27 protein-coding genes are annotated in these 23,423 nt (G+C 64.7%); 25 read left to right on the plus strand and 2 right to left on the minus strand.

Annotated elements, in window-relative coordinates; all coding sequences use genetic code 11:
- Position 1: 1 nt before the first annotated feature.
- Both BMG03_RS08150 and BMG03_RS08155 read right to left on the minus strand, forming a co-directional pair.
- On the minus strand, positions 2 to 925 hold the full coding sequence (locus tag BMG03_RS08150) for an ornithine cyclodeaminase family protein (protein ID WP_075774461.1): 924 nt from the start codon (positions 923 to 925) through the stop codon (positions 2 to 4).
- Between the two features lie 25 nt (positions 926 to 950).
- Positions 951 to 2,192, minus strand: coding sequence for an FAD-dependent oxidoreductase (locus tag BMG03_RS08155; protein ID WP_075774462.1), 1,242 nt, complete (start codon positions 2,190 to 2,192; stop codon positions 951 to 953).
- Between the two features lie 184 nt (positions 2,193 to 2,376).
- On the opposite strand from BMG03_RS08155, the gene BMG03_RS08160 reads away from it, so the two are divergent.
- The 25 genes from BMG03_RS08160 (at position 2,377) to nuoK (ending at position 23,418) form a co-directional block, all read left to right on the plus strand.
- A complete protein-coding gene (locus tag BMG03_RS08160) occupies positions 2,377 to 3,537 on the plus strand; it encodes an isovaleryl-CoA dehydrogenase (RefSeq protein WP_075774463.1) in 1,161 nt (386 codons plus the stop codon).
- Positions 3,537 to 4,043, plus strand: coding sequence for a lysozyme inhibitor LprI family protein (locus BMG03_RS08165; protein WP_075774464.1), 507 nt, complete (start codon positions 3,537 to 3,539; stop codon positions 4,041 to 4,043). Before BMG03_RS08160 ends, BMG03_RS08165 begins: the two co-directional genes overlap by 1 nt.
- Before the next feature lie 47 nt (positions 4,044 to 4,090).
- Entirely contained in the window at positions 4,091 to 4,555 is a 465-nt protein-coding gene (locus BMG03_RS08170) for a lysozyme inhibitor LprI family protein (protein WP_075774465.1), read from the plus strand.
- Complete coding sequence (locus tag BMG03_RS08175; RefSeq protein ID WP_075774466.1) at positions 4,552 to 6,156, plus strand: carboxyl transferase domain-containing protein; 1,605 nt, start codon at positions 4,552 to 4,554, stop codon at positions 6,154 to 6,156. The genes BMG03_RS08170 and BMG03_RS08175 overlap by 4 nt, the downstream gene beginning before the upstream one ends.
- Positions 6,157 to 6,286: 130 nt before the next feature.
- Complete coding sequence (locus tag BMG03_RS08180) at positions 6,287 to 8,203, plus strand: acetyl-CoA carboxylase biotin carboxylase subunit (protein ID WP_075774467.1); 1,917 nt, start codon at positions 6,287 to 6,289, stop codon at positions 8,201 to 8,203.
- Complete coding sequence (locus BMG03_RS08185; RefSeq protein ID WP_075774468.1) at positions 8,200 to 8,868, plus strand: glutathione S-transferase family protein; 669 nt, start codon at positions 8,200 to 8,202, stop codon at positions 8,866 to 8,868. Before BMG03_RS08180 ends, BMG03_RS08185 begins: the two co-directional genes overlap by 4 nt.
- Positions 8,861 to 9,724, plus strand: coding sequence for a hydroxymethylglutaryl-CoA lyase (locus BMG03_RS08190; RefSeq protein ID WP_075774469.1), 864 nt, complete (start codon positions 8,861 to 8,863; stop codon positions 9,722 to 9,724). The genes BMG03_RS08185 and BMG03_RS08190 overlap by 8 nt, the downstream gene beginning before the upstream one ends.
- Entirely contained in the window at positions 9,717 to 10,499 is a 783-nt protein-coding gene (locus BMG03_RS08195) for a crotonase/enoyl-CoA hydratase family protein (RefSeq protein WP_075774470.1), read from the plus strand. Before BMG03_RS08190 ends, BMG03_RS08195 begins: the two co-directional genes overlap by 8 nt.
- Before the next feature lie 297 nt (positions 10,500 to 10,796).
- Complete coding sequence (locus BMG03_RS08200) at positions 10,797 to 11,162, plus strand: NADH-quinone oxidoreductase subunit A (RefSeq protein ID WP_075774471.1); 366 nt, start codon at positions 10,797 to 10,799, stop codon at positions 11,160 to 11,162.
- Positions 11,162 to 11,686, plus strand: a complete 525-nt coding sequence (locus BMG03_RS08205; RefSeq protein WP_075774728.1) for a NuoB/complex I 20 kDa subunit family protein — start codon at positions 11,162 to 11,164, stop codon at positions 11,684 to 11,686. The genes BMG03_RS08200 and BMG03_RS08205 overlap by 1 nt, the downstream gene beginning before the upstream one ends.
- A gap of 12 nt (positions 11,687 to 11,698) precedes the next feature.
- Positions 11,699 to 12,310, plus strand: coding sequence for an NADH-quinone oxidoreductase subunit C (locus BMG03_RS08210; protein WP_075774472.1), 612 nt, complete (start codon positions 11,699 to 11,701; stop codon positions 12,308 to 12,310).
- The gene (locus BMG03_RS08215) at positions 12,307 to 13,551 is read left to right on the plus strand and encodes an NADH-quinone oxidoreductase subunit D (RefSeq protein ID WP_075774473.1); all 1,245 of its coding nucleotides are present in this window, start codon (positions 12,307 to 12,309) and stop codon (positions 13,549 to 13,551) included. The genes BMG03_RS08210 and BMG03_RS08215 overlap by 4 nt, the downstream gene beginning before the upstream one ends.
- Positions 13,551 to 14,786, plus strand: a complete 1,236-nt coding sequence (locus BMG03_RS08220) for an NADH-quinone oxidoreductase subunit E (RefSeq protein WP_075774474.1) — start codon at positions 13,551 to 13,553, stop codon at positions 14,784 to 14,786. The genes BMG03_RS08215 and BMG03_RS08220 overlap by 1 nt, the downstream gene beginning before the upstream one ends.
- Before the next feature lie 50 nt (positions 14,787 to 14,836).
- Positions 14,837 to 15,748: an NADH-quinone oxidoreductase subunit E gene (locus tag BMG03_RS08225; RefSeq protein WP_075774475.1), complete on the plus strand. Its 912-nt coding sequence runs from the start codon at positions 14,837 to 14,839 to the stop codon at positions 15,746 to 15,748.
- A gap of 10 nt (positions 15,749 to 15,758) precedes the next feature.
- On the plus strand, positions 15,759 to 15,974 hold the full coding sequence (locus tag BMG03_RS08230) for a DUF5337 family protein (RefSeq protein ID WP_075774476.1): 216 nt from the start codon (positions 15,759 to 15,761) through the stop codon (positions 15,972 to 15,974).
- A 10-nt stretch (positions 15,975 to 15,984) separates the two neighbouring features.
- A complete protein-coding gene (nuoF, locus tag BMG03_RS08235; protein WP_075774477.1) occupies positions 15,985 to 17,280 on the plus strand; it encodes an NADH-quinone oxidoreductase subunit NuoF in 1,296 nt (431 codons plus the stop codon).
- A gap of 5 nt (positions 17,281 to 17,285) precedes the next feature.
- The gene (locus BMG03_RS08240) at positions 17,286 to 17,663 is read left to right on the plus strand and encodes a hypothetical protein (RefSeq protein ID WP_143597887.1); all 378 of its coding nucleotides are present in this window, start codon (positions 17,286 to 17,288) and stop codon (positions 17,661 to 17,663) included.
- A complete protein-coding gene (locus BMG03_RS08245; RefSeq protein ID WP_075774479.1) occupies positions 17,654 to 17,992 on the plus strand; it encodes a hypothetical protein in 339 nt (112 codons plus the stop codon). The genes BMG03_RS08240 and BMG03_RS08245 overlap by 10 nt, the downstream gene beginning before the upstream one ends.
- Before the next feature lie 52 nt (positions 17,993 to 18,044).
- Complete coding sequence (gene nuoG, locus BMG03_RS08250; RefSeq protein WP_075774480.1) at positions 18,045 to 20,078, plus strand: NADH-quinone oxidoreductase subunit NuoG; 2,034 nt, start codon at positions 18,045 to 18,047, stop codon at positions 20,076 to 20,078.
- Between the two features lie 14 nt (positions 20,079 to 20,092).
- Positions 20,093 to 20,503: a hypothetical protein gene (locus tag BMG03_RS08255; protein ID WP_075774729.1), complete on the plus strand. Its 411-nt coding sequence runs from the start codon at positions 20,093 to 20,095 to the stop codon at positions 20,501 to 20,503.
- A gap of 15 nt (positions 20,504 to 20,518) precedes the next feature.
- Positions 20,519 to 21,556 carry an NADH-quinone oxidoreductase subunit NuoH gene (gene nuoH, locus BMG03_RS08260; RefSeq protein WP_075774481.1) on the plus strand — a complete coding sequence of 346 codons (1,038 nt, stop codon included), beginning with the start codon at positions 20,519 to 20,521 and terminating at the stop codon, positions 21,554 to 21,556.
- Positions 21,557 to 21,559: 3 nt separating this feature from the next.
- Positions 21,560 to 22,051, plus strand: coding sequence for an NADH-quinone oxidoreductase subunit NuoI (gene nuoI, locus BMG03_RS08265; RefSeq protein ID WP_075774482.1), 492 nt, complete (start codon positions 21,560 to 21,562; stop codon positions 22,049 to 22,051).
- A complete protein-coding gene (locus tag BMG03_RS08270; protein WP_075774483.1) occupies positions 22,048 to 22,458 on the plus strand; it encodes a carboxymuconolactone decarboxylase family protein in 411 nt (136 codons plus the stop codon). The genes nuoI and BMG03_RS08270 overlap by 4 nt, the downstream gene beginning before the upstream one ends.
- Positions 22,455 to 23,063 (plus strand): NADH-quinone oxidoreductase subunit J, encoded by a 609-nt coding sequence (locus BMG03_RS08275; protein WP_075774484.1) that lies wholly within the window; start codon positions 22,455 to 22,457, stop codon positions 23,061 to 23,063. The genes BMG03_RS08270 and BMG03_RS08275 overlap by 4 nt, the downstream gene beginning before the upstream one ends.
- A 49-nt stretch (positions 23,064 to 23,112) precedes the next feature.
- Entirely contained in the window at positions 23,113 to 23,418 is a 306-nt protein-coding gene (gene nuoK, locus BMG03_RS08280; protein WP_075774485.1) for an NADH-quinone oxidoreductase subunit NuoK, read from the plus strand.
- Positions 23,419 to 23,423: the final 5 nt, after the last annotated feature.

The raw sequence follows: 23,423 nt of genomic DNA on the forward strand, positions 1-23,423 counted from the left end.
CTCAGCCTGCGCGCGAGATCCAGTCGGCGATCATCAGGTCGAGATGCGCGCCACCGCCGTTCTTGTAGAGCGTGATCTCCTCGGCGCTTTCCCGCCCGCGCGCGCCGCCGATCAGGTCGTAGAGATCGGCCTTCACCGCCTCGGGCGCGATCACCCCTTCGCGGATCGGGATCAGCAGTTCGCCAATATGGCCCAATGTGGTGTCGCGACTGTCGACAAAGAGACTCGCCGTCGAGATCAGCGCATCGTCGGCCTCGCGCATATCGGCCTTGTAGGCCCCGATCAGATCGACATGGGTGCCGGGTTTTACCCATTCGCCCTTCAGGACCGGCGCGCGCGCCATCGTGGCGCTGCTGACGATATCGGCCTCGGCCACCGCGTCGGCCAGATCGCTCACCGCACGCAGCGTGACGCCCTCGGGGGCAGGCCCAGCCGCCAGCTCCTGCGCCTGCTCGGGGCGGCGCGTCCAGAGCGTGATCTCCGTCAGCCCCGGAAAGCCCGCCGCATAGGCCGCGATCAGCGAGCGCGCGACCCGGCCCCCGCCCGCGATCAGCAGTCGGCGGCTGTCCGGGCGGGCCAGAAGTTGCGCGCCCAGAACGGAATCGGCAGCCGTCTTGAACTCGGTCACCAGCGGGCAATCGACGATCGCGGTGGGCTGGCCATGCTCGGGCTCGAACACCACCATCGCGCCTTGCACCGTGGGCAGCCCCGCCTGCGCGTTGCCATCGCACACGGTGAAGGATTTCACCCCGTAACCCAGCCCCGGAATGTAAGCCGCGCGGCTGAGCAGCACCGCATCCGAGGGTCCGAGAAACGTATCGCCCAACTCCGCCTTCGGGCGCGTATGGCCCGCGCGCAATGCAGCTATCGCGCCAGGCCAATCGAGCTTTTCCGCGATGTCATAGGGGATGATCTTCGGGCTCATGTCGTCTCCTTCATTGTCTCGGGCGTCACAGAGGCATCAGCCAGCGCGCCGGGGCCGACACCTCGCGCGGGCCGTTGGCGGCACCGGTGATCGCATCGGCCAGAAGCGCGCCGCAGCCCGCCGAAAGCGTCCAGCCCAACTGCCCGTGGCCCGCATTGACCCACAGGTTGTCGTAAGCCTTCACCCGGCCAAGGAAGGGCGGGCCATGCGGGGTCGAGGGCCGCAGCCCGGTCCAGAGAACGGGCGGCGCATCGCTCACCGCATCGCCGAAACGTGCGGCGACGTAATCGGTCAGCACCTTGGTGCGATCCTCGCGCAGCGTCCGGTCGCGCCCGGCGAATTCGGCGATCGCGGTCACCCGCAACACCCCGCCATAAGACGCCACGGCCAGCATCGCGGCCTCGTCGATATAGGGATGGCGGGGCAGGCGGCTCTGGTCGCGCACTTCCCATGTCCCAGAATACCCCTTCACCGGGTAGATATCCGGCGCAAAGCCCAGAGGCCGGGCCAGATCGGGCGTCTCTACCCCGGCGGCGAGGATCACTTGCGCCGCAGGCAGCGTCTCATCGGCGAGGTTGACCCCGGTGATCTTGCCGTGGGCATGGCTGAACCCGGTCACCGCGCTGTTGTAGCGAAACTGCACACCGTGCTTGGCGGAAAGCGCTTTGGCGGCGGCGCGGGTCACCTCGTGGCAATTGCCCGCGGCATCCATCGGCGAGAGGAACCCGCCCGCAAAACCAGCCCTGGCGAGCGGCGGATCGTTCTCGGCCAGCCAGTCCGGGTCGATCCGCGTCAACCGCCCGTCGTCATGGGCGTCGATCTCATTCGTCGCATTATAAAGATAGAGTCCGCCCTCGAAGCGGATAAGTGCGTCCAGCTCCAACTCCTGCGCCATCTCGGGCAGGGCGGCGCGCGCGGTCTCGGCCAGCCGCATCATCCGCGCGGTGTTCCGGGCCTGCGCGGCGCCTGTGCAGTTGAGCAGGAAGCGCGTCCCCCAACGCCATAGCGCCGGATCGAACGGCGCGGTCAGCTTCACACCGGGATTGCGCCCGGCCATCGCGCGCAGCAGCTGCGGCAAGGCATCCGGCCCCGCCCATGCGCTCGAATGGCCGATCGAGACGATCCCGGCATTCGCGCGCGAACACAGCTCCGCGGGGCCGGGCAGGCGGTCGATCACCGTCACCGGCAGCCCGCGCCGCGCCAGCGCCCATGCGGTCATCATGCCGACGATGCCCGCTCCGATCACGATATGACGTGGCTGCCCCATCTCCGCTCCCGTGTTTCCATGTCCCAAGCCTCTTTGTGGCGGCAATCGCCGCGCCTTACCAGCCCCTGCGCCGCGGGTTCGTGCCGCTACGTCGTTTGCCCGGGGCCGGGGCCACGGCTCTTGACCCGACTCGACAATTGCGCATAAATGAACGTGCGTTCAATAAACCGGGGGAGGAGATCCGATGTTCGCAGGTTCGATGGAGTTCGATCTGGGCGAGGATATCGCCGCACTGCGCGATATGGTGCGCCGTTGGGCGTCCGAGCGCGTGGCCCCGATCGCGGCCAAAACCGATCTGGACAATGAGTTTCCGAACGAGCTTTGGACCGAGATGGGCGAGCTTGGCCTGCTCGGGATCACCGTGCCTGAAGAATTCGGCGGGGCCGGGATGGGCTATCTCGCTCATGTCGTGGCCACCGAGGAAATCGCGCGGGCCTCGGCCTCGATCGCGCTCAGCTACGGCGCGCATTCCAATCTCTGCGTGAACCAGATCAAGCTGAACGGTTCGGACGAGCAGAAGAAGAAATATCTGCCCGGACTGATCTCGGGACAGTCGGTCGGCGCGCTCGCGATGTCGGAATCCGGCGCGGGCTCGGACGTGGTGGGCATGAAGCTAAAGGCCGAGAAGCGCAACGGCTATTACGTCCTGAATGGCCATAAATACTGGATCACCAACGGGCCCGATGCCGACACGCTCGTGGTCTATGCCAAGACCGACCCGGAAGCTGGCTCCAAGGGCATCACCGCCTTCATCGTCGAGAAGGATTTCAAGGGCTTCTCCACCTCCAAGCATTTTGACAAGCTCGGCATGCGCGGCTCGAACACGGCACAGCTGTTCTTCGAGGATTGCGAGGTGCCCTTCGAGAATGTGCTGGGCGAAGAGGGGCGTGGGGTGCGTGTTCTGATGTCGGGTCTCGATTACGAGCGCGTGGTGCTTTCCGGCATCGGCACCGGCATCATGATGGCCTGCCTCGACGAGGTCGTGCCCTATTGCAAGGAGCGCGAGCAGTTCGGCCAGCCGATCGGGAATTTCCAGCTCATGCAGGGCAAGATCGCCGATATGTATGTCGCTATGAACACCGCGCGCGCCTACACCTACGAGGTCGCGAAGGCCTGTGATCGCGGCGCCGTAACCCGTCAGGATGCTGCGGCGACCGTGCTTTACGCCTCCGAGCAGGCGATGGTGCAGGCGCATCAGGCGGTGCAAGCGCTTGGCGGCGCCGGGTTCCTCAACGACTCCAACGTCTCGCGCCTGTTCCGGGACGCGAAGTTGATGGAGATCGGCGCGGGCACCTCGGAAATCCGCCGGATGCTCATCGGTCGCGAGATCATGGGAGCCGCGTGATGCGCGCCGGCGCTCTCCTCCTGATCGGGCTTGCGGCGCCTTTGGCGGCGCAGGCCCAAGGGGCAGGGGCGGATTTCGATCCGGCCGCTTTGGAGAGCTGCCTTTCGGGCGCTGACGACCCTGCGTCCTGCATCGGAAAAGCGGCGGAGCAATGCATCGGTGACGCTGCGAGCGTCCAGGACCGCCGCGCCTGCTATGACGCCGAGCGCGCCCTCTGGTCCGACCGGGCGGCGACGGCCCTCGACAGCTTGCGGCGGGCGGCAGCGGCCAGCGACGCGGCAAAGATCGCGGCGGGCAAGTCTTCGTCCGGATTGCAAGGCGCGCAGCTGGGCGAGGCGGAAGCTGCCTGGGCGCGCTACCGCGATGGCGCCTGCGCCTATGGGGCCGCGCTGCAGGGCGAGGGCGCAGAGGCGGAGGAGGCGGGCTGCCTGATGCGCAAGACCGCCGAACATGCGCTCGAATTGCAGAGTTGGGCCGGGCTGCTGGCTGGCGAGGCGCGCCCATGACACGGACACTCCGCCTTCACGGGCGCTCTGAGAAAAGGAAACGCGCGATGAAATTGGCATGGTTGCTGGGCGGCTTGATGCTCGCGTCCCCCGCCTTGGCGCAGGAACCGAGCGTTGACCCGAACGCGGTGCGCACCTGTTTCGACGGGGCGAAGGACACCCATCCCGGCTGTATCGGCGAGGCGGCCGCAGCCTGTCAGGATGAGCCGGGCGGCGATACGACTCTGGGTATTTCGGCGTGTCTTCAGGGCGAGGCGCAGGTCTGGGACGATATCGCGAAGTCGCAATACAAGGCGGCGCGCGCCCGTCTGCTCGAGCAGGGGGGCACCGACCTCGCCAACATGCTTCTCGATGCGCAAAGCGCGTGGGGGCAGTATCGCGACGCCGATTGCGGGCTGCTCTACGAGATTTGGAAGGACGGCACGATCCGGACGGTCGTGGCGTCGCAATGCTACCTCGAGCGTACGGCGCAACGCGCGCTGGAACTGCGCGATTTGGGGAGGATGGAATGAAACTGGTATCGCAGGCCCTGACCTCGTCGGAGGACTTTCAGGCCAATCGCAAGGCGCATCTCGAAGCGCTGTCGCAGATCGAAGAGGCTGCCGCACAGGCGGCGGCAGGCGGTGGTCCCGCCGCGCTGGAGCGGCACCTGTCGCGCGGCAAGATGGCGCCGCGCGAACGGGTAGCGGGGCTCTTGGATCCCGGCTCGCCGTTCCTGGAAATCGGCGCGACGGCGGCGCATGACATGTATGGCAATGCCGCGCCTTGCGCGGGCGTGATCGCCGGGATCGGCCGGGTGCAGGGCCAGGAAGTCATGGTGGTCGCCAACGACGCCACCGTGAAGGGCGGCACCTATTACCCGCTGACGGTGAAGAAGCACCTGCGCGCACAGGAGATCGCCGAGGAAAACCATCTCCCCTGCATCTACCTCGTCGACTCGGGCGGCGCGAACCTGCCCAATCAGGACGAGGTCTTCCCCGATCGCGACCATTTCGGGCGCATCTTCTACAATCAGGCCCGGATGTCGGCGAAGGGCATCGCCCAGATCGCGGTGGTGATGGGGTCCTGCACGGCAGGTGGTGCCTATGTGCCCGCGATGTCTGATGTGACGATCATCGTGAAAGAGCAGGGCACGATCTTCCTCGCCGGGCCGCCTCTGGTGAAAGCGGCGACGGGGGAGGTGGTCACCGCCGAAGACCTCGGCGGCGGCGATGTGCATACGCGGCTCTCGGGCGTGGCCGATTATCTGGCCGAAGACGACGCCCATGCGCTGGCGCTGGCGCGCCGCGCGGTCGGCAATCTCAACTACACGAAACCTTCGACGGTGAATTGGCAATCGCCCGAGGAGCCTGCCTACGATCCCGAGGAAATCCTCGGCGTGGTCCCGGCAGACCTGCGCACCCCCTATGATATCCGCGAAGTCATCGCGCGCCTCGTGGACGGATCGCGCTTCGACGAGTTCAAACCGCGCTTCGGCGAGACGATCGTCACCGGCTTCGCTCATGTCAAAGGCTGCCCCGTCGGCATCGTCGCGAATAACGGCGTGCTGTTCTCGGAAGCCGCCCAGAAGGCTGCGCATTTCATCGAACTCTGCTCGCAACGCTCGATCCCGCTGGTCTTCCTGCAAAACATCACCGGCTTCATGGTCGGGCGGAAATATGAAAACGAAGGCATCGCGCGTCACGGCGCGAAGATGGTCACCGCCGTCGCCACCACCTCGGTGCCGAAAATCACCATGCTGGTCGGCGGCTCCTTCGGGGCGGGCAATTACGGTATGGCGGGGCGCGCCTATTCCCCGCGCTTCCTCTGGACCTGGCCCAACTCGCGAATCTCCGTGATGGGCGGCGAACAGGCGGCGGGCGTGCTCGCCACCGTCAAACGCGACGGGATCGAGCGCAAGGGTGGCCAGTGGTCGGCCGAAGAAGAGGCCGAGTTCAAGCGCCCCACCATCGAGATGTTCGAGCGCCAGTCGCACCCGCTCTACGCCTCGGCGCGGCTTTGGGACGACGGCATCATCGACCCGCGCAAATCGCGCGACGTGCTGGCGCTCTCGCTCTCCGCCGCGCTGAACGCCCCGATCGAGCCGACCCGCTTCGGCCTGTTCCGGATGTAACTTTCATGCCTCCGGCGGGGATATTTCGGCCAAGAAGAAGTGCAAATCTTCGACTTGGCCGAAATATCCCGGGGGGCTCCGCAGGAGCGGGGGCAGCGCCCCCTCCGACGCTCTCAAAGGGGAGACCGACATGTTTTCCAAGATCCTGATCGCCAATCGCGGGGAGATCGCCTGTCGCGTGATCGAGACTGCACGCAAACTGGGCGTGGCGACCGTAGCCGTCTATTCCGAGGCCGACAGCGAGGCGCGCCATGTGGCGATGGCCGATGAGGCGGTGGCCATTGGCGGCCCCGCGCCCAAAGACAGTTATCTGCGCGGTGATGCGATCATCGAGGCCGCCAAACAGACCGGCGCGCAGGCGATCCATCCGGGCTACGGGTTCCTCTCGGAGAACCCAGATTTCGTCGACGCCGTCGAGGCGGCGGGGCTGGTTTTTATCGGCCCCTCGGCCAAGGCGATCCGCGCGATGGGGCTCAAGGACGCGGCCAAGGCGCTGATGGAAAAGGCGGGCGTGCCTGTCGTGCCGGGCTATCACGGCGACAATCAGGACCCCGAGCATCTCGCGGGCGCGGCTGACACGATCGGCTACCCGGTGCTGATCAAGGCGGTCGCGGGCGGCGGCGGCAAGGGGATGCGGCTGGTCGAGGCGCCGTCCGACTTCGCGGATGCACTGGCTTCCGCGCAGGGAGAGGCGCAGACCGCCTTCGGCAATCCCGCCGTGCTGATCGAGAAATTCATCGGCTCGCCGCGCCATATCGAGGTGCAGGTATTCGGCGATGGTGATAAAGCGGTGCATCTGTTCGAGCGCGACTGCTCGCTCCAGCGCCGCCACCAGAAGGTGATCGAGGAAGCCCCCGCGCCGGGCATGACGCCCGAGATGCGCGAGGCGATGGGGCAGGCGGCCACCCGCGCCGCCGAGGCCATCGGCTACAAGGGCGCGGGCACGGTGGAGTTCATCGTGGACGGCTCGGACGGTCTGCGCCCGGATCGGTTCTGGTTCATGGAGATGAACACTCGTCTGCAGGTCGAGCATCCCGTGACCGAGGCGATCACCGGCGTCGATCTGGTCGAATGGCAATTGCGCGTGGCCTCGGGCGAGCCGCTGCCCTGCGCGCAAGGCGATCTGACGATCACCGGCCATGCGTTCGAGGCGCGTCTTTATGCCGAAGACGTGCCTGCAGGCTTCCTGCCCGCGACGGGGACGCTATCGCATCTGCGTTTCGCCGATGGATGTCGCGCTGATACCGGGGTGCGTACGGGCGACACGATCAGCCCGTGGTACGACCCGATGATCGCGAAGGTCATCACCCACGGGCCGACGCGGGCGACCGCGCTGGGGCAACTCGCGCGAGCGCTGGAAGAGACGGAAGTCGCGGGCACGGTGACGAATCTTGCCTTCCTCGCGCGGCTCGCGCGGCACGAAGGTTTCGCTCGGGGCGAGGTCGATACCGGGCTGATCGGGCGCGAGATCGACGCGCTCGCCGCCCCGACCGAGACGCCGGTTGCCGCGAAGGCGCTGGCCGTGATCGCCGCTGCCGGGCTTTGGGACGGCGAGGCGAGCGGCTTCAGCCTCTGGCAGTCGCCGCGCCGCACCGTGCCTTTCGAGGAAGAGGCCGCGATCCGAGTGCACGGGCCGGGCCAAGTCACGGTCGAGCTGGGTGAGGAGGCCCATGCGTGCGAGCTGGCCGAGGATGGCTGGCGGGTGAACGGCGCGAAGACCGGCGCGCGGATGGCGCAGTCGGATGGCGCGATCACCATCTTCCTGCATTGCGCGCATCGCTTCGATATCCCCGACCCGCTGGCGCGCGGCGCTGATGCCGACGCCTCCGATCTGACGCTGGCGCCGATGCCGGGGCTGGTGAAGGCGGTTTTCGTCTCGGCCGGCGATACAGTGGCGGCGGGCGACCGGCTCGCCATCATGGAAGCGATGAAGATGGAACACACGATGCGCGCAGCCCGCGACGGTGTCGTGGCCGAGGTTCTGGTGACTGAGGGCGCGCAGGTCGAAGCGGGCGCGGCGCTCATTCGGCTGGAGGACGAGGCATGATCCGACTGCATCACATCCCCGGCGCGCGTTCGATGCGGGTGCTGTGGCTGCTGGAAGAGATGGGGCTCGACTACGAGCTTCAGACATGGTCGCTCACGGATGGTTCGCTGCGCAGTCCCGAGTTTCGCGAACTCTCGCCTGCGGGGCGCATCCCGGCGCTGGAGGTCGACGGGCGCTCGATCTTCGAGAGCGGCGCGATCGTCGAATACCTTACCGAGACGCGGCCCGAGGCTGGGCTTGCGCCGGTCACGGGCGAACCCACCCGCGCGGATTTCCTCGAATGGGTGCATTTCGCGGAGACGCAGGGCAACATCCTGCAAAGCCTTAACATTCAACACATCTTCCTGCGCCCGCCCGAGGCGCGCTCGCCCGCGATGATGGCGCTCGAGACGAAGCGGCTTGGCGTCACGATGAAGGCGCTGGAGGCGCATCTGGTCGGGCGCGATTGGATGATCGGGACGTTCTCGGCGGCCGATTGCATGATGGGGTTCAATATCGACGCGATGTTCCGCTTCGTGCCGCGCGAGGGCTTCCCGAACATCTCCGCCTATCGCGACCGGATCGAGGAGCGGCCTGCCTATCAGCGCGCGGTCGAGAAGGGCGGTGCGAGCATGTATGCGCAGGATTTCTACGAGCTGCCCCCGATGGAGCAAACCCATGGCTGAGAGTGTCGAGATCTTCGAGATGGCCCCGCGTGACGGGCTGCAGAACGAAAAGCGCCAGATCGCGCTTTCCGACAAGATCGCGCTGGTCGATTGCCTGAGCCGGGCCGGGTTCCGTCGGATCGAGGTAGGGTCTTTCGTCAGCCCGAAATGGGTGCCGCAAATGGCCGACTCGGCAGATGTCTTCGCCGGGATCGCGCGCCGACCGGGCGTTTCCTACGCCGCGCTGACGCCGAACATGAAAGGTTATGAGGCAGCGAAAGCGGCCAAGGCCGATGAGGTGGCGATCTTCGCCTCTGCCTCCGAGGGCTTCTCGCGCGCGAACCTCAATTGTTCGATCAGTGAAAGTCTGGAGCGGTTCTTGCCGATCATGGAGGCCGCAAAAGCCGATAATGTGAAAGTCCGTGGCTACATCTCCGTCGTCACCGATTGTCCCTTCGACGGAAAGACGCCGCCGGAGAATGTCGCCCGCGTCGCAGCGCAGCTGCGCGACATGGGCTGCTACGAGATCAGCCTCGGCGACACGATCGGGCAGGGCACACCCGAGAGCGTGACGGCCATGCTGCGCGCGGTGCTGAACGAAGTTCCGGCGGAAAAGCTCGCCGGGCATTTTCACGACACTTCCGGGCGGGCGCTGGAGAATATCGAAGCCTCGCTGGAGATGGGCTTGCGGGTGTTCGATGCCTGCGTCGGCGGTTTGGGCGGATGCCCCTATGCGCCCGGCGCGGCGGGCAATGTCGCGACGGAGGCGGTGCAGGCGCGACTCGGGGCTTTAGGCTACGAGACCGGGCTGGATTCGGCCGTTCTGGCTGAGGCCGCCGCAATGGCGAAGAAAATGAAAGGGCAGGGCGATGTTTGACACGATCAAGACCGAGACCGATGCGCGTGGCATCGCGCGTCTCACGCTGGCGCGTTCGGAGAAGCATAACGCGCTCTCCGAGCAGATGATGGAAGAGATCACCGCAGCCATAGGCCAGCTTGGCACCGATGACGCCGTGCGCGTGGTGATCCTAGCCGCTGAAGGGCGCAGCTTTTGCGCGGGCGGGGATCTGAAATGGATGCAGAGTCAGATCGCGGCGGGCGCGAAAGAGCGCGCGGCGGCAGCGCGCAAGCTCGCGGGGATGCTGCAGGCGCTCAACACGTGCCCGAAACCTGTGATCGGCGCGGTGCAGGGCAATGCGTTCGGCGGCGGGATCGGCATGATGTCGGTCTGTGACGTGGCCATCGGCGTCGAGGGTGCGAAATTCGGCCTGACCGAGACGCGGTTGGGTCTGACGCCCGCGACGATCTCTCCTTACGTGGTCGCGCGCATGGGCGAGGCGCGGGCGCGCCGGGTTTTCATGTCCGCGCGACTCTTCGAGGCCGCCGAGGCGCGTGATCTGGGGTTGCTGGCCAAGGTTGTCCTGCCGGAGATGCTGGAGCGGGCCGTGATGGCCGAGGCCGAGCCCTATCTCGCCTGCGCACCGGGCGCGGTGGGCGAGGCCAAGGCCTTGGTCCGGTCGCTGGGGCCGCGGATCGACGAGAGCGTGATCGACATGACGATCGAGGCGCTGGTGACTCGCTGGGAATCCGCCGAGTCGGATGAAGGAATCACCGCGTTTTTCGAGAAGCGCGATCCGGCATGGAAAGCTTAAGGCGGCCTTAAGAAGCGCCCCACCACGCGCAAGGCAAATATTCCGAAAATTCAAACTCTGATTAAGTTTGTCAAAAGACTGCGTCGCGACAAAAGCGGCGCAGTCCAACGCGGGCAGGCTCTGAGCGGCTCTGCAAGCTCGCAGATTTCGCATACCTTCGTATGCAAAAAGCACCCGCGGCCCGCATTTGCATGATTTTCCGGCCTGCTCTCGGTTGACCCCAATGGGGCGCAAGGCTATTGCTCGCCTAGCCAGAACCTGCGCGACAAGTCGTCGCGATGTTAGGGAGCCAAGCCCATGCATGACATGCTGCGCGAATATCTTCCCATCCTCATCTTTCTCGCCATGGCGATCGTGTTGGGCCTTGTGCTCATGCTCGCAGCGGCGGTGGTGGCGGTCCGCAATCCCGACCCCGAGAAGGTGTCGGCCTATGAATGCGGTTTCAACGCCTTCGACGATGCCCGGATGAAGTTCGACGTTCGTTTCTACCTCGTTTCCATCCTCTTCATCATCTTCGACCTCGAAGTGGCCTTCCTGTTCCCCTGGGCGGTGGCCTTCGGCCAGATTTCCATGGTCGGTTTCTGGTCAATGATGGTCTTCCTCGCGGTTCTCACCGTAGGATTCGCATATGAGTGGAAGAAAGGGGCGCTGGAATGGGCGTGATGACCTCTGCCAATACCGCAGGTGCGGATCGCGAAGTTGCGACGCAGACGCTGAACAAGGAGCTGCAGGACAAAGGTTTCCTGCTGACCTCCACGGAAGACATCATCAACTGGGCGCGCAACGGCTCGCTGCATTGGATGACCTTCGGCCTGGCCTGCTGCGCCGTCGAAATGATGCAGGTCTCGATGCCGCGCTACGACCTCGAGCGGTTCGGCACCGCGCCGCGCGCCTCGCCGCGCCAGTCCGACCTGATGATTGTCGCCGGCACCCTGACCAACAAGATGGCGCCCGCTCTGCGCAAGGTCTACGACCAGATGCCCGAGCCGCGCTACGTGATCTCGATGGGCTCCTGCGCGAATGGCGGTGGGTATTATCACTACAGCTATTCGGTGGTGCGCGGCTGCGATCGCGTCGTGCCGGTCGATATCTACGTTCCGGGCTGCCCGCCCACGGCGGAGGCGCTGCTTTACGGCATCCTTCAGCTGCAACGCAAAATCCGCCGCACCGGCACGCTGGTGCGCTGAGGAGAGCGAGAGATGGACGATACTGCCCTTCGCGAACTGGCCGGCCATATCGAGCTGAAGCGCCCCGATGACGTGGTCTCGACCGAGATCGCCTTCGACGAGCTGACGGTTACGATCACCACCCAATCGGTTCCCGCCTTCACCGAGTTCCTGCGCGACGATCCGAATTGCCGCTTCACGAACCTCGTGGACATCACGGCTATCGACTGGCCCGAGCGTCCGCAGCGTTTCGATGTCGTCTGGCATTACCTTTCGATGTATCGCAACCAGCGCATCCGTGTGAAAACGGCGATCCGCGAAGAGGACATGGTGCCCTCGATCACCAAGCTGCACCCCTGTGCCGATTGGTTCGAGCGCGAGGTCTTCGACATGTTCGGCATCCTGTTCTCGGGCCACCCGGACCTGCGCCGTCTGCTGACCGATTACGGGTTCCGCGGCCATCCGCTGCGCAAGGATTTCCCGACGACGGGCTATGTCGAAGTTCGTTACGACGAAGTGCTCAAGCGCGTCGTCTATGAGCCGGTGAAACTGACGCAGGAATACCGGCAGTTCGATTTCCTCTCGCCATGGGAAGGGGCCAAATACATCCTTCCCGGTGACGAGAAGGGCGAGGAGGCGAAATGATGGACGGCGATATCCGCAACAATGTCTATGATGACGGCTCGAAGGACACGCTGACCGACGAGCAGCGCATCCGCAACTTCAACATCAACTTCGGTCCCCAACACCCGGCCGCCCACGGTGTGCTGCGCATGGTGCTGGAGCTGGACGGCGAGGTGGTGGAACGCGCCGACCCGCATATCGGCTTGCTGCACCGTGGCACCGAGAAGCTGATGGAAAGCCGCACCTACCTGCAGAACCTGCCTTACTTCAACCGGCTCGACTACGTTGCGCCGATGAACCAGGAACATGCGTGGTGCTTGGCGATCGAGAAGCTGACCGGCGTGGAAGTGCCGCGTCGCGGCTCGCTGATCCGCGTGCTCTATTCCGAAATCGGGCGCATCCTGAACCACCTGCTGAACGTGACGACGCAGGCGATGGATGTCGGCGCGCTGACGCCGCCGCTCTGGGGCTTCGAAGAGCGCGAGAAGCTGATGGTCTTCTACGAGCGGGCATGCGGCGCGCGTCTGCACTCGGCCTATTTCCGGCCCGGCGGCGTGCACCAGGATCTGCCGCCGAAGCTGCTCGACGATATCGAGGAATGGGCGCATCACTTCCCGAAAGTGCTCGACGACATCGAGGGGCTGCTGACCGAGAACCGCATCTTCAAGCAGCGCAACGTCGATATCTGCGTCATCTCCGAGGAAGAAATCCAGCAATGGGGCTATTCCGGCGTGATGGTGCGCGGCTCCGGCCTTGCATGGGATCTGCGTCGTGCGCAGCCCTACGAATGCTATGACGAGTTCGACTTCCAGATTCCGATCGGCAAGAACGGCGACTGCTACGACCGCTACCTCTGCCGGATGGCCGAGATGCGCGAGTCGACCAAGATTGTCCTGCAGGCGATCGAGAAACTGCGGATGCCGGAAAATCAGGGCGACGTGCTTGCCCGCGGCAAGGTGACGCCGCCGAAGCGGTCGGAGATGAAGCGTTCGATGGAAGCGCTGATCCACCACTTCAAGCTTTATACCGAAGGCTTCCACGTCCCCGCGGGCGAGGTTTATGCCGCCGTCGAAGCGCCGAAGGGCGAGTTCGGCGTCTATCTGGTGGCCGACGGCACGAACAAGCCGTATCGCGCGAAGATCCGCGCTCCGGGTTACCTGCACCTGCAATCCATGGATCACGTCGCCAAGGGGCACATGCTCGCCGACGTGTCTGCAATCATCGGCACGATGGATATCGTGTTCGGGGAGGTTGACCGCTAATGCTTCGCCGTCTTTACCCGGAACAACCCGATAGTTTCGAGTTCACGCCCGAGAACCTCGCATGGGCCAAGGCCCAGATGACCAAGTTCCCGGTCGGCCGTCAGGCCTCGGCGATCATCCCGCTGCTGTTCCGCGCGCAGGAACAGGAAGGCTGGCTGAGCCGTCCGGCAATCGAATACGTGGCCGAGATGCTCGACATGCCCTATATGCGGGCGCTCGAGGTCGCGACCTTCTACTTCATGTTCCAGCTGGCCCCGGTCGGCTCGGTCGCACACCTGCAGATTTGCGGCACCACGTCGTGCATGATCTGCGGCGCGGAAGACCTGATGAAGGTCTGCAAGGAGAAGATCGCCCCCGAGCCGTTCCAGCTCTCGGAAGACGGCAAGTTCTCGTGGGAAGAGGTCGAATGCCTCGGCGCCTGCGCGAACGCCCCGATGATGCAGGTCGGCAAGGATTACTACGAAGATCTGACCGAGGAGAGCCTCGCGAAGCTGATCGACGAGATGGGCAACGGCACCGTGCCGAAGCCCGGCTCGCAGACCGGTCGCTTCTCGTCGGAGCCCGCGTCGGGTCTGACCGCGCTCACCGAGACCAAGGGGGACAAGGAAGACTACAACTATTCCGTCGCCCGTGCGCTCGCGATCGGCGACACCATCAAGCGCATCGACGGCACCGAGGTGCCGCTGGAAGCGCCGTGGCAAAGCTCCGGCCAGCGCGGTCCGATCGGGACGATGGGGCAGGAGCGTCCGCGCTCCGCCGCGCAACAGGACGAGGCCCGCAAGGCGGCCAAGAAGACCGAGGCCAAGCCTGCCAAGGGCACGCCCGCGGACAAGACCGGCGTGACCGAGGCCGAGGCGCCCGCCACCTCGAAGTCCGTTCCGCGCTCGAAGCGCGAGCCCGTGGGCACCGAAGCCGATGCGAAGGCCGACACCGCCGTGTCCAAGGGTGAACAGCCCAAGCTTCTCGATGCGCCGCGCGACGGCGGGGCAGATGATCTGAAGATGATCAAGGGCGTCGGGCCGAAGCTGGAGACGCTTCTGCATTCGATGGGCATCTATCACTTCGACCAGATCGCGGCCTGGTCCGATGCGGAACTCGCATGGGTCGACGCAAATATCGAAGGGTTCAAGGGTCGCGCGAGCCGCGACGACTGGAAAGGTCAGGCAGAGAAACTGGCCAGCGGGGCAGAGACCGAATTCTCGTCCCGCGCAAAGAAAGATGGCATTTACGAGTAAGCGCAACAGGGTAGAGACCGCCGTTAGGCGGCGTGAATGGAGAGACGGGAATGGGTGATCAGACACAGGGGTGCCGCGGCAAGGCAGGTATCTGGGCAGGTATTACGGGGATCGTGGTCACCGTTTTCCTGATGGTTGTGGCGCATGAGCCCTTCTTCGTGGCGCTCTTCCTTGGCCTGATGACCTTCCTGCTGTTCGGCGCCTTCCTGATCTGGGCGTTCTGCTCCGAGCATGGGGTTCAAGGCGAGGCGGACGGCACCGGGGCGTCGGACGAGGGCTCCGAGATCCCCGAAAGCCCCGTTGAGAGCTTCAACGCGTCGTCTCCCGAAGGTGTTGCCGCGCAAGCGCAGGCGGCGGCGGCGTCTCCGACGCCCGTAGCCGAGCGCGAGGTGGAGCGCGCCGACGCGGTCGCGCCGAAAGACGAGGCGGCCACGCCCGAGGCCGACAGGCCCGAGCCCGGCCCGACAACCAAGCCCGCGACGGACGAAGCCGAGGCGGAAGAGCCGAAAGCTGAGCCTGCAGCGGAAGAGGCTGCGGCAGAGGCCGAAGCTGAGCCGAAAGCGGACGCGCCGGAGCCCGAGAGCGAGGATGCGACCCCGCTCTCCGCGATGTCGGCGCAGGTCGCGGACACGTCCTCTTCCGGTGCCGGGGGCCAACCCGAGGCCGCCGAAGGCGCCGGCAAGAAGCCGCGCGGGCTCAAGCAGCCGCGCAAGGCTGGGGCCGACGATCTAAAGAAGATCGAAGGCGTCGGGCCGAAGCTCGAAGAGACGCTGAACGGCTGGGGCATTTACCATTTCGACCAAATCGCGAAATGGAGCCCCGAAGAGATTGCCTATGCGGACCAGAACGTGCCGCGTTTCAAGGGCCGCTGCACCCGCGACAAGTGGGTCAGCCAGGCGAAAATCATCGTCGAGGAAGGCATGGATGCGTTCCTCGAACGGGCGAAGACGAACGATTACTGAGCGGGGGTGAATGAGCCAGATCGACGAGCACGACAGGGCGTTGGGGCGTAGGGCCGCCCTTATCATCGCCGTCGCCACGATCCTCTGGCTCCTCCTGCAATGGATCGGAAAACAACAGGGCTGGTCGGCGCAGGTCGCGCTGATCGGCGATCTCGCGGCAATAGCCGCCTATATCTACGCGCTGGCACTCGTCTGGCGCATCTGGCGCCGGAAAGCCGGCAAGTGAGGGAAGCGATATGCTGAAGGATCAAGACCGGATCTTCACCAATCTCTACGGGATGCATGACCGCTCTCTGCAGGGCGCGAAGATGCGCGGGCATTGGGACGGCACTGGCGAGATCCTGTCGAAAGGCAAGGATTGGATCATCGAGCAAGTGAAGGCCTCCGGCCTGCGCGGGCGCGGTGGGGCAGGCTTCCCGACAGGTCTCAAGTGGTCCTTCATGCCGAAGGAAAGCGATGGGCGTCCCGCCTTCCTCGCGATCAATGCCGACGAATCCGAGCCCGCGACCTGCAAGGACCGCGAAATCATGCGCCACGATCCGCATACGCTGGTCGAAGGCGCGCTGATCGCCGGTTTCGCGATGGGCGCCGCGGCGGCGTATATCTACATCCGCGGCGAATATGTGCGCGAGAAAGAGGCGCTGCAGCGCGCGATCGACGAAGCCTATGAAGACGGGCTGATCGGCAAGAACGCCTGCGGCTCCGGCTATGATTACGACGTCTACCTGTCGCACGGCGCGGGCGCTTATATCTGCGGCGAGGAAACGGCGCTGCTGGAGAGCCTCGAAGGCAAGAAGGGTATGCCCCGGATGAAGCCGCCTTTCCCGGCAGGCGCGGGCCTCTACGGTTGCCCGACCACGGTGAACAACGTGGAATCCATCGCCGTTGTCCCGACAATCCTGCGTCGCGGCGCGGAGTGGTATGCCTCCTTCGGTCGTCCGAACAACACCGGCGTGAAGCTGTTTGCGATGTCGGGCCACGTCAACACGCCCTGCGTCATCGAAGAGACCATGTCGATCTCGATGAAGGAACTGATCGAGAAGCATGGCGGCGGCGTCCGTGGCGGCTGGAAGAACCTAAAGGCGGTGATCCCGGGTGGCGCATCCTGCCCGATCCTGCCCGCCGAGCAATGCGAAGACGCGATCATGGACTATGACGGCATGCGCGAGCTGAAATCCAGCTTCGGCACCGCCTGCATGATCGTCATGGATCAGAACACCGACGTGATCAAAGCGGTCTGGCGCCTGTCCAAGTTCTTCAAGCACGAGAGCTGCGGCCAGTGTACGCCCTGCCGCGAAGGCACCGGCTGGATGATGCGCGTGATGGACCGTCTGGTGCGCGGCGAAGCCGAGATCGAAGAGATCGACATGCTGTTCGATGTGACGAAACAGGTCGAAGGCCACACGATCTGCGCGCTCGGCGACGCGGCCGCCTGGCCGATCCAGGGCCTGATCCGTCACTTCCGCGAAGAGATCGAAGACCGCATCAAGGCCCGCAAGACGGGCCGCATGGGCGCGATGGCTGCGGAGTGAGTATCGTGAAACGCCTGTCCCTTGCCAGTTTGACCCTTCTTTCGCTCGCCGGCGGTGCCGCCGCCGAGCCGGCGAAGCTGACGGTCGATTTCGGGTTCTTCCCGAAGGGGACGGCGTGCCAGGTGTTCAACACCACCGGCAAGGTCTCGCTGCGGACCGGGCGCGAGATCGAATACACGATCAAGGGCGATACCGGAGACGTGGTGTTCCGCTGCGCCCAGCCGGACGGCCGCTCTTTCGAGGTCGCGACCGGGGCGCTGCTTCCGCCGGGCAATCCCTCGCTCGTTGCGATCCAGATCAATCAGGACGATCACGCGCATATCTTGTGGGATCAGGGCGGATTGCGGCGCAGCACCGTCGCGGAGGTGCTCAGATGGAACTGAACCCTACCACGGCACAGGGCGGCATGATGCGGGCTGTGATCATATCGGGCTGCGCGCTGGCGCTTGGCGGCTGCATGGGCACGACGGGCGGTAACGAGGCCTCCAAAGGTCCGCGCCGTCTGGCGGCGGTTGAGGGTTACACAGCGGCTTATGATGCGAGCGGCGCGCTGGTCGTGATGCGGCAGGCCGCGCCCTTTGCGAACTACGAGGGCGCCGAGGCCAAGCGGGCCGCGAACGCCATCTGCGGCGGGGCTGTGGCCTCGTCGATCAATGATACTTACCGGGATGGCGCTTGGGTCTTCCCGATGGGCTGCGGCAACGCGGCGTGAAATAAACCCGCGCGGGGGCAACCTCGCGCCCGAAGAGACGAGACGGATAGCCATGGCTGACCTGAGAAAGATCATCATCGACGGGAACGAGGTCGAGGTCGATCCGAACCTCACGCTGATCCAGGCGTGCGAACAGGCGGGGATCGAGATCCCGCGGTTCTGCTACCACGAGCGTCTGTCTATCGCAGGCAACTGCCGGATGTGCCTTGTGGAAGTCGTGGGCGGCCCGCCGAAGCCCGCCGCCTCCTGCGCGATGCAGGTGCGCGACATGCGCCCGGGGCCGGAAGGCGCGCCGCCGGTGATCAAGACGAATTCGCCGATGGTCAAGAAGGCCCGCGAGGGGGTGATGGAGTTCCTGCTCATCAACCACCCGCTCGACTGCCCGATCTGCGACCAGGGCGGCGAATGCGATTTGCAAGACCAGGCAATGGCTTACGGGGTGGACTTCAGCCGTTACCGTGAGCCCAAGCGCGCCGCGACCGAGCTGAACCTCGGCCCGTTGGTCGAGACGCACATGACGCGCTGCATCTCTTGCACCCGCTGCGTGCGCTTCACCACCGAAGTCGCGGGCATCACCCAGATGGGCCAGACCGGCCGGGGCGAGGATGCGGAGATCGCGAACTACCTGAACATGACGCTCGACTCCAACATGCAGGGCAACATCATCGACCTGTGCCCGGTGGGCGCGCTGGTCTCGAAGCCCTACGCCTTCACCGCGCGTCCGTGGGAACTGACCAAGACCGAGACCGTCGACGTGATGGACGCCGTGGGCTCCAACATCCGCGTCGATACCAAGGGACGCGAAGTGATGCGCATCCTGCCGCGCAACAATGACGACGTGAACGAGGAGTGGATCTCCGACAAGACCCGCTTCGTCTGGGACGGCCTGCGCCGCCAGCGTCTCGACCGGCCTTACGTCCGCGTCGACGGCAAGCTGAAGCCCGCAAGCTGGGGCGAGGCGCTGAGCGCCGCCGCCGAAGCGATGAAGGGCAAGAAAGTCGCTGGTCTCGTCGGCGATCTCGTCTCGACCGAGGCAGCCTTCTCGCTCAAGCAGCTGATCGAGGGGCTGGGCGGCAAAGTCGAATGCCGCACCGATGGCGCGCGCCTGCCGATCGGCAACCGCTACGGCTATGTGGGCAACGCGACAATCGCGGATCTCGACAACGCCGAGATGGTGCAGATCATCGGCGCGAACCCGGCCGTGGAAGCACCCGTTCTGAACGCCCGCATCCGCAAGGCCTGGGCCAAGGGCGCGAACGTCGGTCTCGTCGGTGAAGCCTGCGACCTGACCTATGACTATGAGCATGTCGGCACCGACCGCGCCGCGCTGGCCGAGCTGTCCTCCAAGACGATCTCGGATGAGACGAAGGCCAAGAACACGGTCGTTATCATCGGGCAGGGCGCTCTGAACGAAGCCGATGGCGAGGCGGTTCTGGCCCATGCGATGAAGCTGGCCGAGAATTCCAACGCCAAGTTCATGGTGCTGCATACCGCTGCGGCCCGTGTCGGCGCGATGGATGTGGGCGCAGTGACCGAGGGCGGTCTGCTCGCGGCCATCGACGGCGCAGAAGTCATCTACAACATGGGCGCCGACGAGGTGGAGATCACCCCGCGCGCCGAGGGCGGTCCCTTCGTGATCTATCAGGGCAGCCACGGCGACCGCGGAGCCAACCGCGCCGACGTTATCTTGCCGGGCGCGGCCTACACGGAAGAAAACGGCCTCTTCGTGAACACCGAAGGCCGTCCGCAGCTTGCCTTCCGCGCGGCCTTCCCGCCGGGCGAGGCGAAAGAGAACTGGGCGATCCTGCGCGCGCTTTCGGCTGAGCTGGACGCCAAGCAGCCCTGGGACACGCTTGCAGGTCTGCGCCGCGCGATGGTCGAGGCGGTGCCGCATCTGGCGCAGGTCGATCAGGTCCTGGAGAACGAAGTGCAGGCGATCGAGCCGCGCGACATGGGCAAAGCCACCTTCCGCCTGCCGATCCGCGAATTCTACCTGACCAATCCGATTGCACGGGCCTCCGTGGTGATGGGCGAATGCGCCAGCCTCGCGAAAGCGCGGGCCGAAGCGCCGGTGGCCGCCGAGTGAGATTGAGACGGATGATGCAGACCCTGCCCAATATCGCACCGCTCGCTCCCGGCCTTCTGGCCGGGCTGGCGGCGTGCACGCCGACCGGCGGGGCGCAGGGGGATAGCGCGGTCAAGCCGGTCTATCGGGGCACCGAAACGCGGCTCCTCGACAGCGATCTGGTGGAGATCCGCGCGCGCGTCTCGGGCGAGGGCGCCAGCGAGAAAGCGGCGACCGATTATGCCCAATGCGCAGCCGCGCAATACGCGCTGGTGCGTGGCTATGGATTTGCGCGCCATGTGCGCACGAATGTGACTGAAGAGGGTGGCATCTGGCGGGCAGATGCGGTCTACACCATCTCGCCCGCCTTGCCGCAGGGACTCAAGACGATCGACGCGGAAGTGACCGTCGCCGATTGCAAGGATCGCGGCATTCCGACCGTATGAAGAGAGTGGGACATCATGGCTGAATTCTTCACGACACCTTTCGGGATCTTCCTGCTGATCGTGCTGCAGAGCTTGGCGGTTATCGCCTTCGTGATGCTTTCGATGATCTGGCTGGTCTATGGCGACCGCAAGATCTGGGCTGCCGTGCAGATGCGTCGCGGGCCGAACGTCGTCGGGCCGTGGGGCCTGATGCAGACCTTCGCGGATGCGCTGAAATACGTGGTCAAGGAAATCGTCGTGCCGGCGGGCGCCGACAAGTTCGTCTATTTCCTCGCCCCGATCCTGAGCTTCGTGCTGGCGTTGCTGACCTTCACGGTGATCCCGTTTGCCGACGGTTGGGTGCTCGCCGATATCAACGTCGCACTTCTGTTCGTCTTCGCGGCTTCCTCGCTCGAGGTGTATGGCGTGATCATGGGCGGCTGGGCGTCGAACTCGAAATACCCGTTCCTCGGTTCGCTGCGTTCCGCGGCGCAGATGATCTCCTACGAAGTCTCGATTGGCTTGATCATCATCGGCGTCGTGATCTCGACCGGCTCGCTCAACCTGTCGAACATCGTGCGCGCGCAGGATACCGGCTGGGGCCTGTTGGGCTGGTACTGGCTGCCGCACCTGCCGATGGTGGCGCTGTTCTTCATCTCGGCGCTGGCCGAGACCAATCGCCCGCCCTTCGACCTTCCGGAAGCGGAATCCGAACTCGTCGCGGGCTTCATGGTTGAATACAGCTCGACCCCGTATCTGCTGTTCATGGCCGGCGAATATATCGCGATCTGGCTGATGTGCGCGCTGATGTCGATCCTGTTCTTCGGCGGCTGGCTGTCCCCGATCCCGGGGCTGCCCGACGGGGTGCTGTGGATGTTCGCCAAGATGGTGTTCTTCTTCTTCATGTTCGCGATGGTGAAGGCGATCGTGCCGCGCTACCGCTACGACCAGCTTATGCGGATTGGCTGGAAAGTCTTCCTGCCGCTGTCGCTGGCCTGGGTGGTGATCATCGCCTTCCTCGCGAAATTCGAAATCTTCGGGCACTTCTGGGCCCGCTGGGCGATGGGGAGCTGATAGATGGCTTTCGACTATAACCGCGCTGCCAAGTATTTCCTGCTGGTGGACTTCATCAAAGGCTTCGGTCTGGGGATGCGCTATTTCTTCGCGCCGAAACCCACGCTGAACTACCCGCACGAGAAGGGCCCGCTTTCGCCGCGCTTCCGCGGCGAGCACGCCCTGCGCCGCTACCCCAACGGGGAAGAGCGCTGCATCGCGTGCAAACTGTGCGAGGCGATCTGCCCGGCGCAGGCGATCACGATCGACGCGGAACCCCGCGCCGACGGTTCGCGCCGCACGACGCGCTATGATATCGACATGACGAAATGCATCTATTGCGGATTCTGTCAGGAAGCCTGCCCGGTCGATGCGATCGTCGAAGGTCCGAATTTCGAATTCTCGACCGAGACCCGCGAGGAGCTGTTCTACGACAAGCAGAAGCTCCTCGAGAACGGGGCCCGTTGGGAAGCCGAGATCGCACGCAACCTCGAACTGGATGCGCCTTACAGATGACCGACGATTTTTCGAAACTCTTCAGCACGATGATGGAGCAGTCGGCCGAGATGGCCCGGCTGTTCAATCCGGCGCTGGAAAGTTTCAACCCGGCTGCGATGGAGAAGCTCTTCCCCACCATGTCCAAGGACATGATGGAGATGTGGTTCGGCAAGACCTTCAACCGTGAAGGTCTCGACAGCCGGACCCGGCTTCTGGTGACGATTGCGGCGCTCACGGTGCTGGGCGCGCAGGCGGACTCGCAGCTGCGCCTGACGATCCGCCACGCGCTCGAGGCCGGGGCCACGCAACGCGAGATCGCCGAGGTGATCTTTCAGATGAGCATGTTCGGCGGGGTGCCCGCCATGACCCGCGCGCTCGAGATCGCGCAATCGGTCTTCGACGAGAATTCGGGAGAGAACGAATGACGGTGTTTGCTTTCGCCTTCTACCTTTTCGCCATTACGGCGTTGGTCGCGGGCTTCATGGTGGTGATTTCCAAGAACCCGGTCCACTCGGTGCTCTGGCTGATCCTGACCTTCCTGTCGGCGGCGGGGCTTTTCGTGCTTCTGGGCTCGGAATTCGTCGCAATGCTGCTGATCATCGTCTATGTCGGCGCGGTCGCGGTGCTCTTCCTCTTCGTGGTTATGATGCTCGACATCGATTTCGCCGCGCTCAAGGGGGAGTTGGCGCGCTACATGCCGCTGGGTCTTCTGATCGCGGTCATCATGCTGGTGCAGCTGGGCATCGCCTTCGGGGCGTGGCAGACCTCCGGCATGGCGGAAAACCTCCGTGCCGATCCGGTGCCCGAGGGCATGACCAACGCGCAGGCGATCGGTCTGCTCGTCTATGACAAATACCTCTACCTCTTCCAGACGGCGGGCCTGATCCTGCTGGTGGCGATGATCGGGGCGATCCTGCTGACGCTGCGCCATCGCACCAACGTCAAGCGCCAGAACGTCATCGCGCAGATGCATCGCGATCCGTCCAAGACGATGGAAATGGTGGACGTCAAACCGGGGCAGGGGCTGTGAGCGAACAAAAGCAAGCGAAAAACGCGAGTTCGGAAACGAGGGTGAACGCATGATCGGATTGGAACATTACCTTGGCGTGGCTGCCGCGCTGTTCGTGATCGGCATTTTCGGGATCTTCGTGAACCGCAAGAACGTGATCGTCATCATGATGTCGATCGAACTCATGCTGTTGGCGGTGAATATCAACCTGGTGGCCTTCGCGGCCTATCTGGATGACCTCGTCGGACAGATCTTCACTCTCTTCGTGCTGACCGTTGCGGCAGCCGAGGCCGCGATCGGCCTTGCGATCCTCGTGGTCTTCTTCCGCAACCGCGGCTCGATCGAGGTCGAAGACGTCAACGTGATGAAGGGATAAGGGAC

This window comes from Thioclava nitratireducens (assembly GCF_001940525.2).
GTDB lineage: Bacteria > Pseudomonadota > Alphaproteobacteria > Rhodobacterales > Rhodobacteraceae > Thioclava > Thioclava nitratireducens.

What these genes read in the sequence shown, in the direction of transcription:
- BMG03_RS08150 (WP_075774461.1), bottom strand. Translation starts at nt 925, where the DNA reads ATGAGCCCGAAGATCATCCCCTATGACATCGCGGAAAAGCTCGATTGG.
- BMG03_RS08155 (WP_075774462.1), bottom strand. Translation starts at nt 2,192, where the DNA reads ATGGGGCAGCCACGTCATATCGTGATCGGAGCGGGCATCGTCGGCATG.
- BMG03_RS08160 (WP_075774463.1), top strand. Translation starts at nt 2,377, where the DNA reads ATGTTCGCAGGTTCGATGGAGTTCGATCTGGGCGAGGATATCGCCGCA.
- BMG03_RS08165 (WP_075774464.1), top strand. Translation starts at nt 3,537, where the DNA reads ATGCGCGCCGGCGCTCTCCTCCTGATCGGGCTTGCGGCGCCTTTGGCG.
- BMG03_RS08170 (WP_075774465.1), top strand. Translation starts at nt 4,091, where the DNA reads ATGAAATTGGCATGGTTGCTGGGCGGCTTGATGCTCGCGTCCCCCGCC.
- BMG03_RS08175 (WP_075774466.1), top strand. Translation starts at nt 4,552, where the DNA reads ATGAAACTGGTATCGCAGGCCCTGACCTCGTCGGAGGACTTTCAGGCC.
- BMG03_RS08180 (WP_075774467.1), top strand. Translation starts at nt 6,287, where the DNA reads ATGTTTTCCAAGATCCTGATCGCCAATCGCGGGGAGATCGCCTGTCGC.
- BMG03_RS08185 (WP_075774468.1), top strand. Translation starts at nt 8,200, where the DNA reads ATGATCCGACTGCATCACATCCCCGGCGCGCGTTCGATGCGGGTGCTG.
- BMG03_RS08190 (WP_075774469.1), top strand. Translation starts at nt 8,861, where the DNA reads ATGGCTGAGAGTGTCGAGATCTTCGAGATGGCCCCGCGTGACGGGCTG.
- BMG03_RS08195 (WP_075774470.1), top strand. Translation starts at nt 9,717, where the DNA reads ATGTTTGACACGATCAAGACCGAGACCGATGCGCGTGGCATCGCGCGT.
- BMG03_RS08200 (WP_075774471.1), top strand. Translation starts at nt 10,797, where the DNA reads ATGCATGACATGCTGCGCGAATATCTTCCCATCCTCATCTTTCTCGCC.
- BMG03_RS08205 (WP_075774728.1), top strand. Translation starts at nt 11,162, where the DNA reads ATGACCTCTGCCAATACCGCAGGTGCGGATCGCGAAGTTGCGACGCAG.
- BMG03_RS08210 (WP_075774472.1), top strand. Translation starts at nt 11,699, where the DNA reads ATGGACGATACTGCCCTTCGCGAACTGGCCGGCCATATCGAGCTGAAG.
- BMG03_RS08215 (WP_075774473.1), top strand. Translation starts at nt 12,307, where the DNA reads ATGATGGACGGCGATATCCGCAACAATGTCTATGATGACGGCTCGAAG.
- BMG03_RS08220 (WP_075774474.1), top strand. Translation starts at nt 13,551, where the DNA reads ATGCTTCGCCGTCTTTACCCGGAACAACCCGATAGTTTCGAGTTCACG.
- BMG03_RS08225 (WP_075774475.1), top strand. Translation starts at nt 14,837, where the DNA reads ATGGGTGATCAGACACAGGGGTGCCGCGGCAAGGCAGGTATCTGGGCA.
- BMG03_RS08230 (WP_075774476.1), top strand. Translation starts at nt 15,759, where the DNA reads ATGAGCCAGATCGACGAGCACGACAGGGCGTTGGGGCGTAGGGCCGCC.
- nuoF (WP_075774477.1), top strand. Translation starts at nt 15,985, where the DNA reads ATGCTGAAGGATCAAGACCGGATCTTCACCAATCTCTACGGGATGCAT.
- BMG03_RS08245 (WP_075774479.1), top strand. Translation starts at nt 17,654, where the DNA reads ATGGAACTGAACCCTACCACGGCACAGGGCGGCATGATGCGGGCTGTG.
- nuoG (WP_075774480.1), top strand. Translation starts at nt 18,045, where the DNA reads ATGGCTGACCTGAGAAAGATCATCATCGACGGGAACGAGGTCGAGGTC.
- BMG03_RS08255 (WP_075774729.1), top strand. Translation starts at nt 20,093, where the DNA reads ATGCAGACCCTGCCCAATATCGCACCGCTCGCTCCCGGCCTTCTGGCC.
- nuoH (WP_075774481.1), top strand. Translation starts at nt 20,519, where the DNA reads ATGGCTGAATTCTTCACGACACCTTTCGGGATCTTCCTGCTGATCGTG.
- nuoI (WP_075774482.1), top strand. Translation starts at nt 21,560, where the DNA reads ATGGCTTTCGACTATAACCGCGCTGCCAAGTATTTCCTGCTGGTGGAC.
- BMG03_RS08270 (WP_075774483.1), top strand. Translation starts at nt 22,048, where the DNA reads ATGACCGACGATTTTTCGAAACTCTTCAGCACGATGATGGAGCAGTCG.
- BMG03_RS08275 (WP_075774484.1), top strand. Translation starts at nt 22,455, where the DNA reads ATGACGGTGTTTGCTTTCGCCTTCTACCTTTTCGCCATTACGGCGTTG.
- nuoK (WP_075774485.1), top strand. Translation starts at nt 23,113, where the DNA reads ATGATCGGATTGGAACATTACCTTGGCGTGGCTGCCGCGCTGTTCGTG.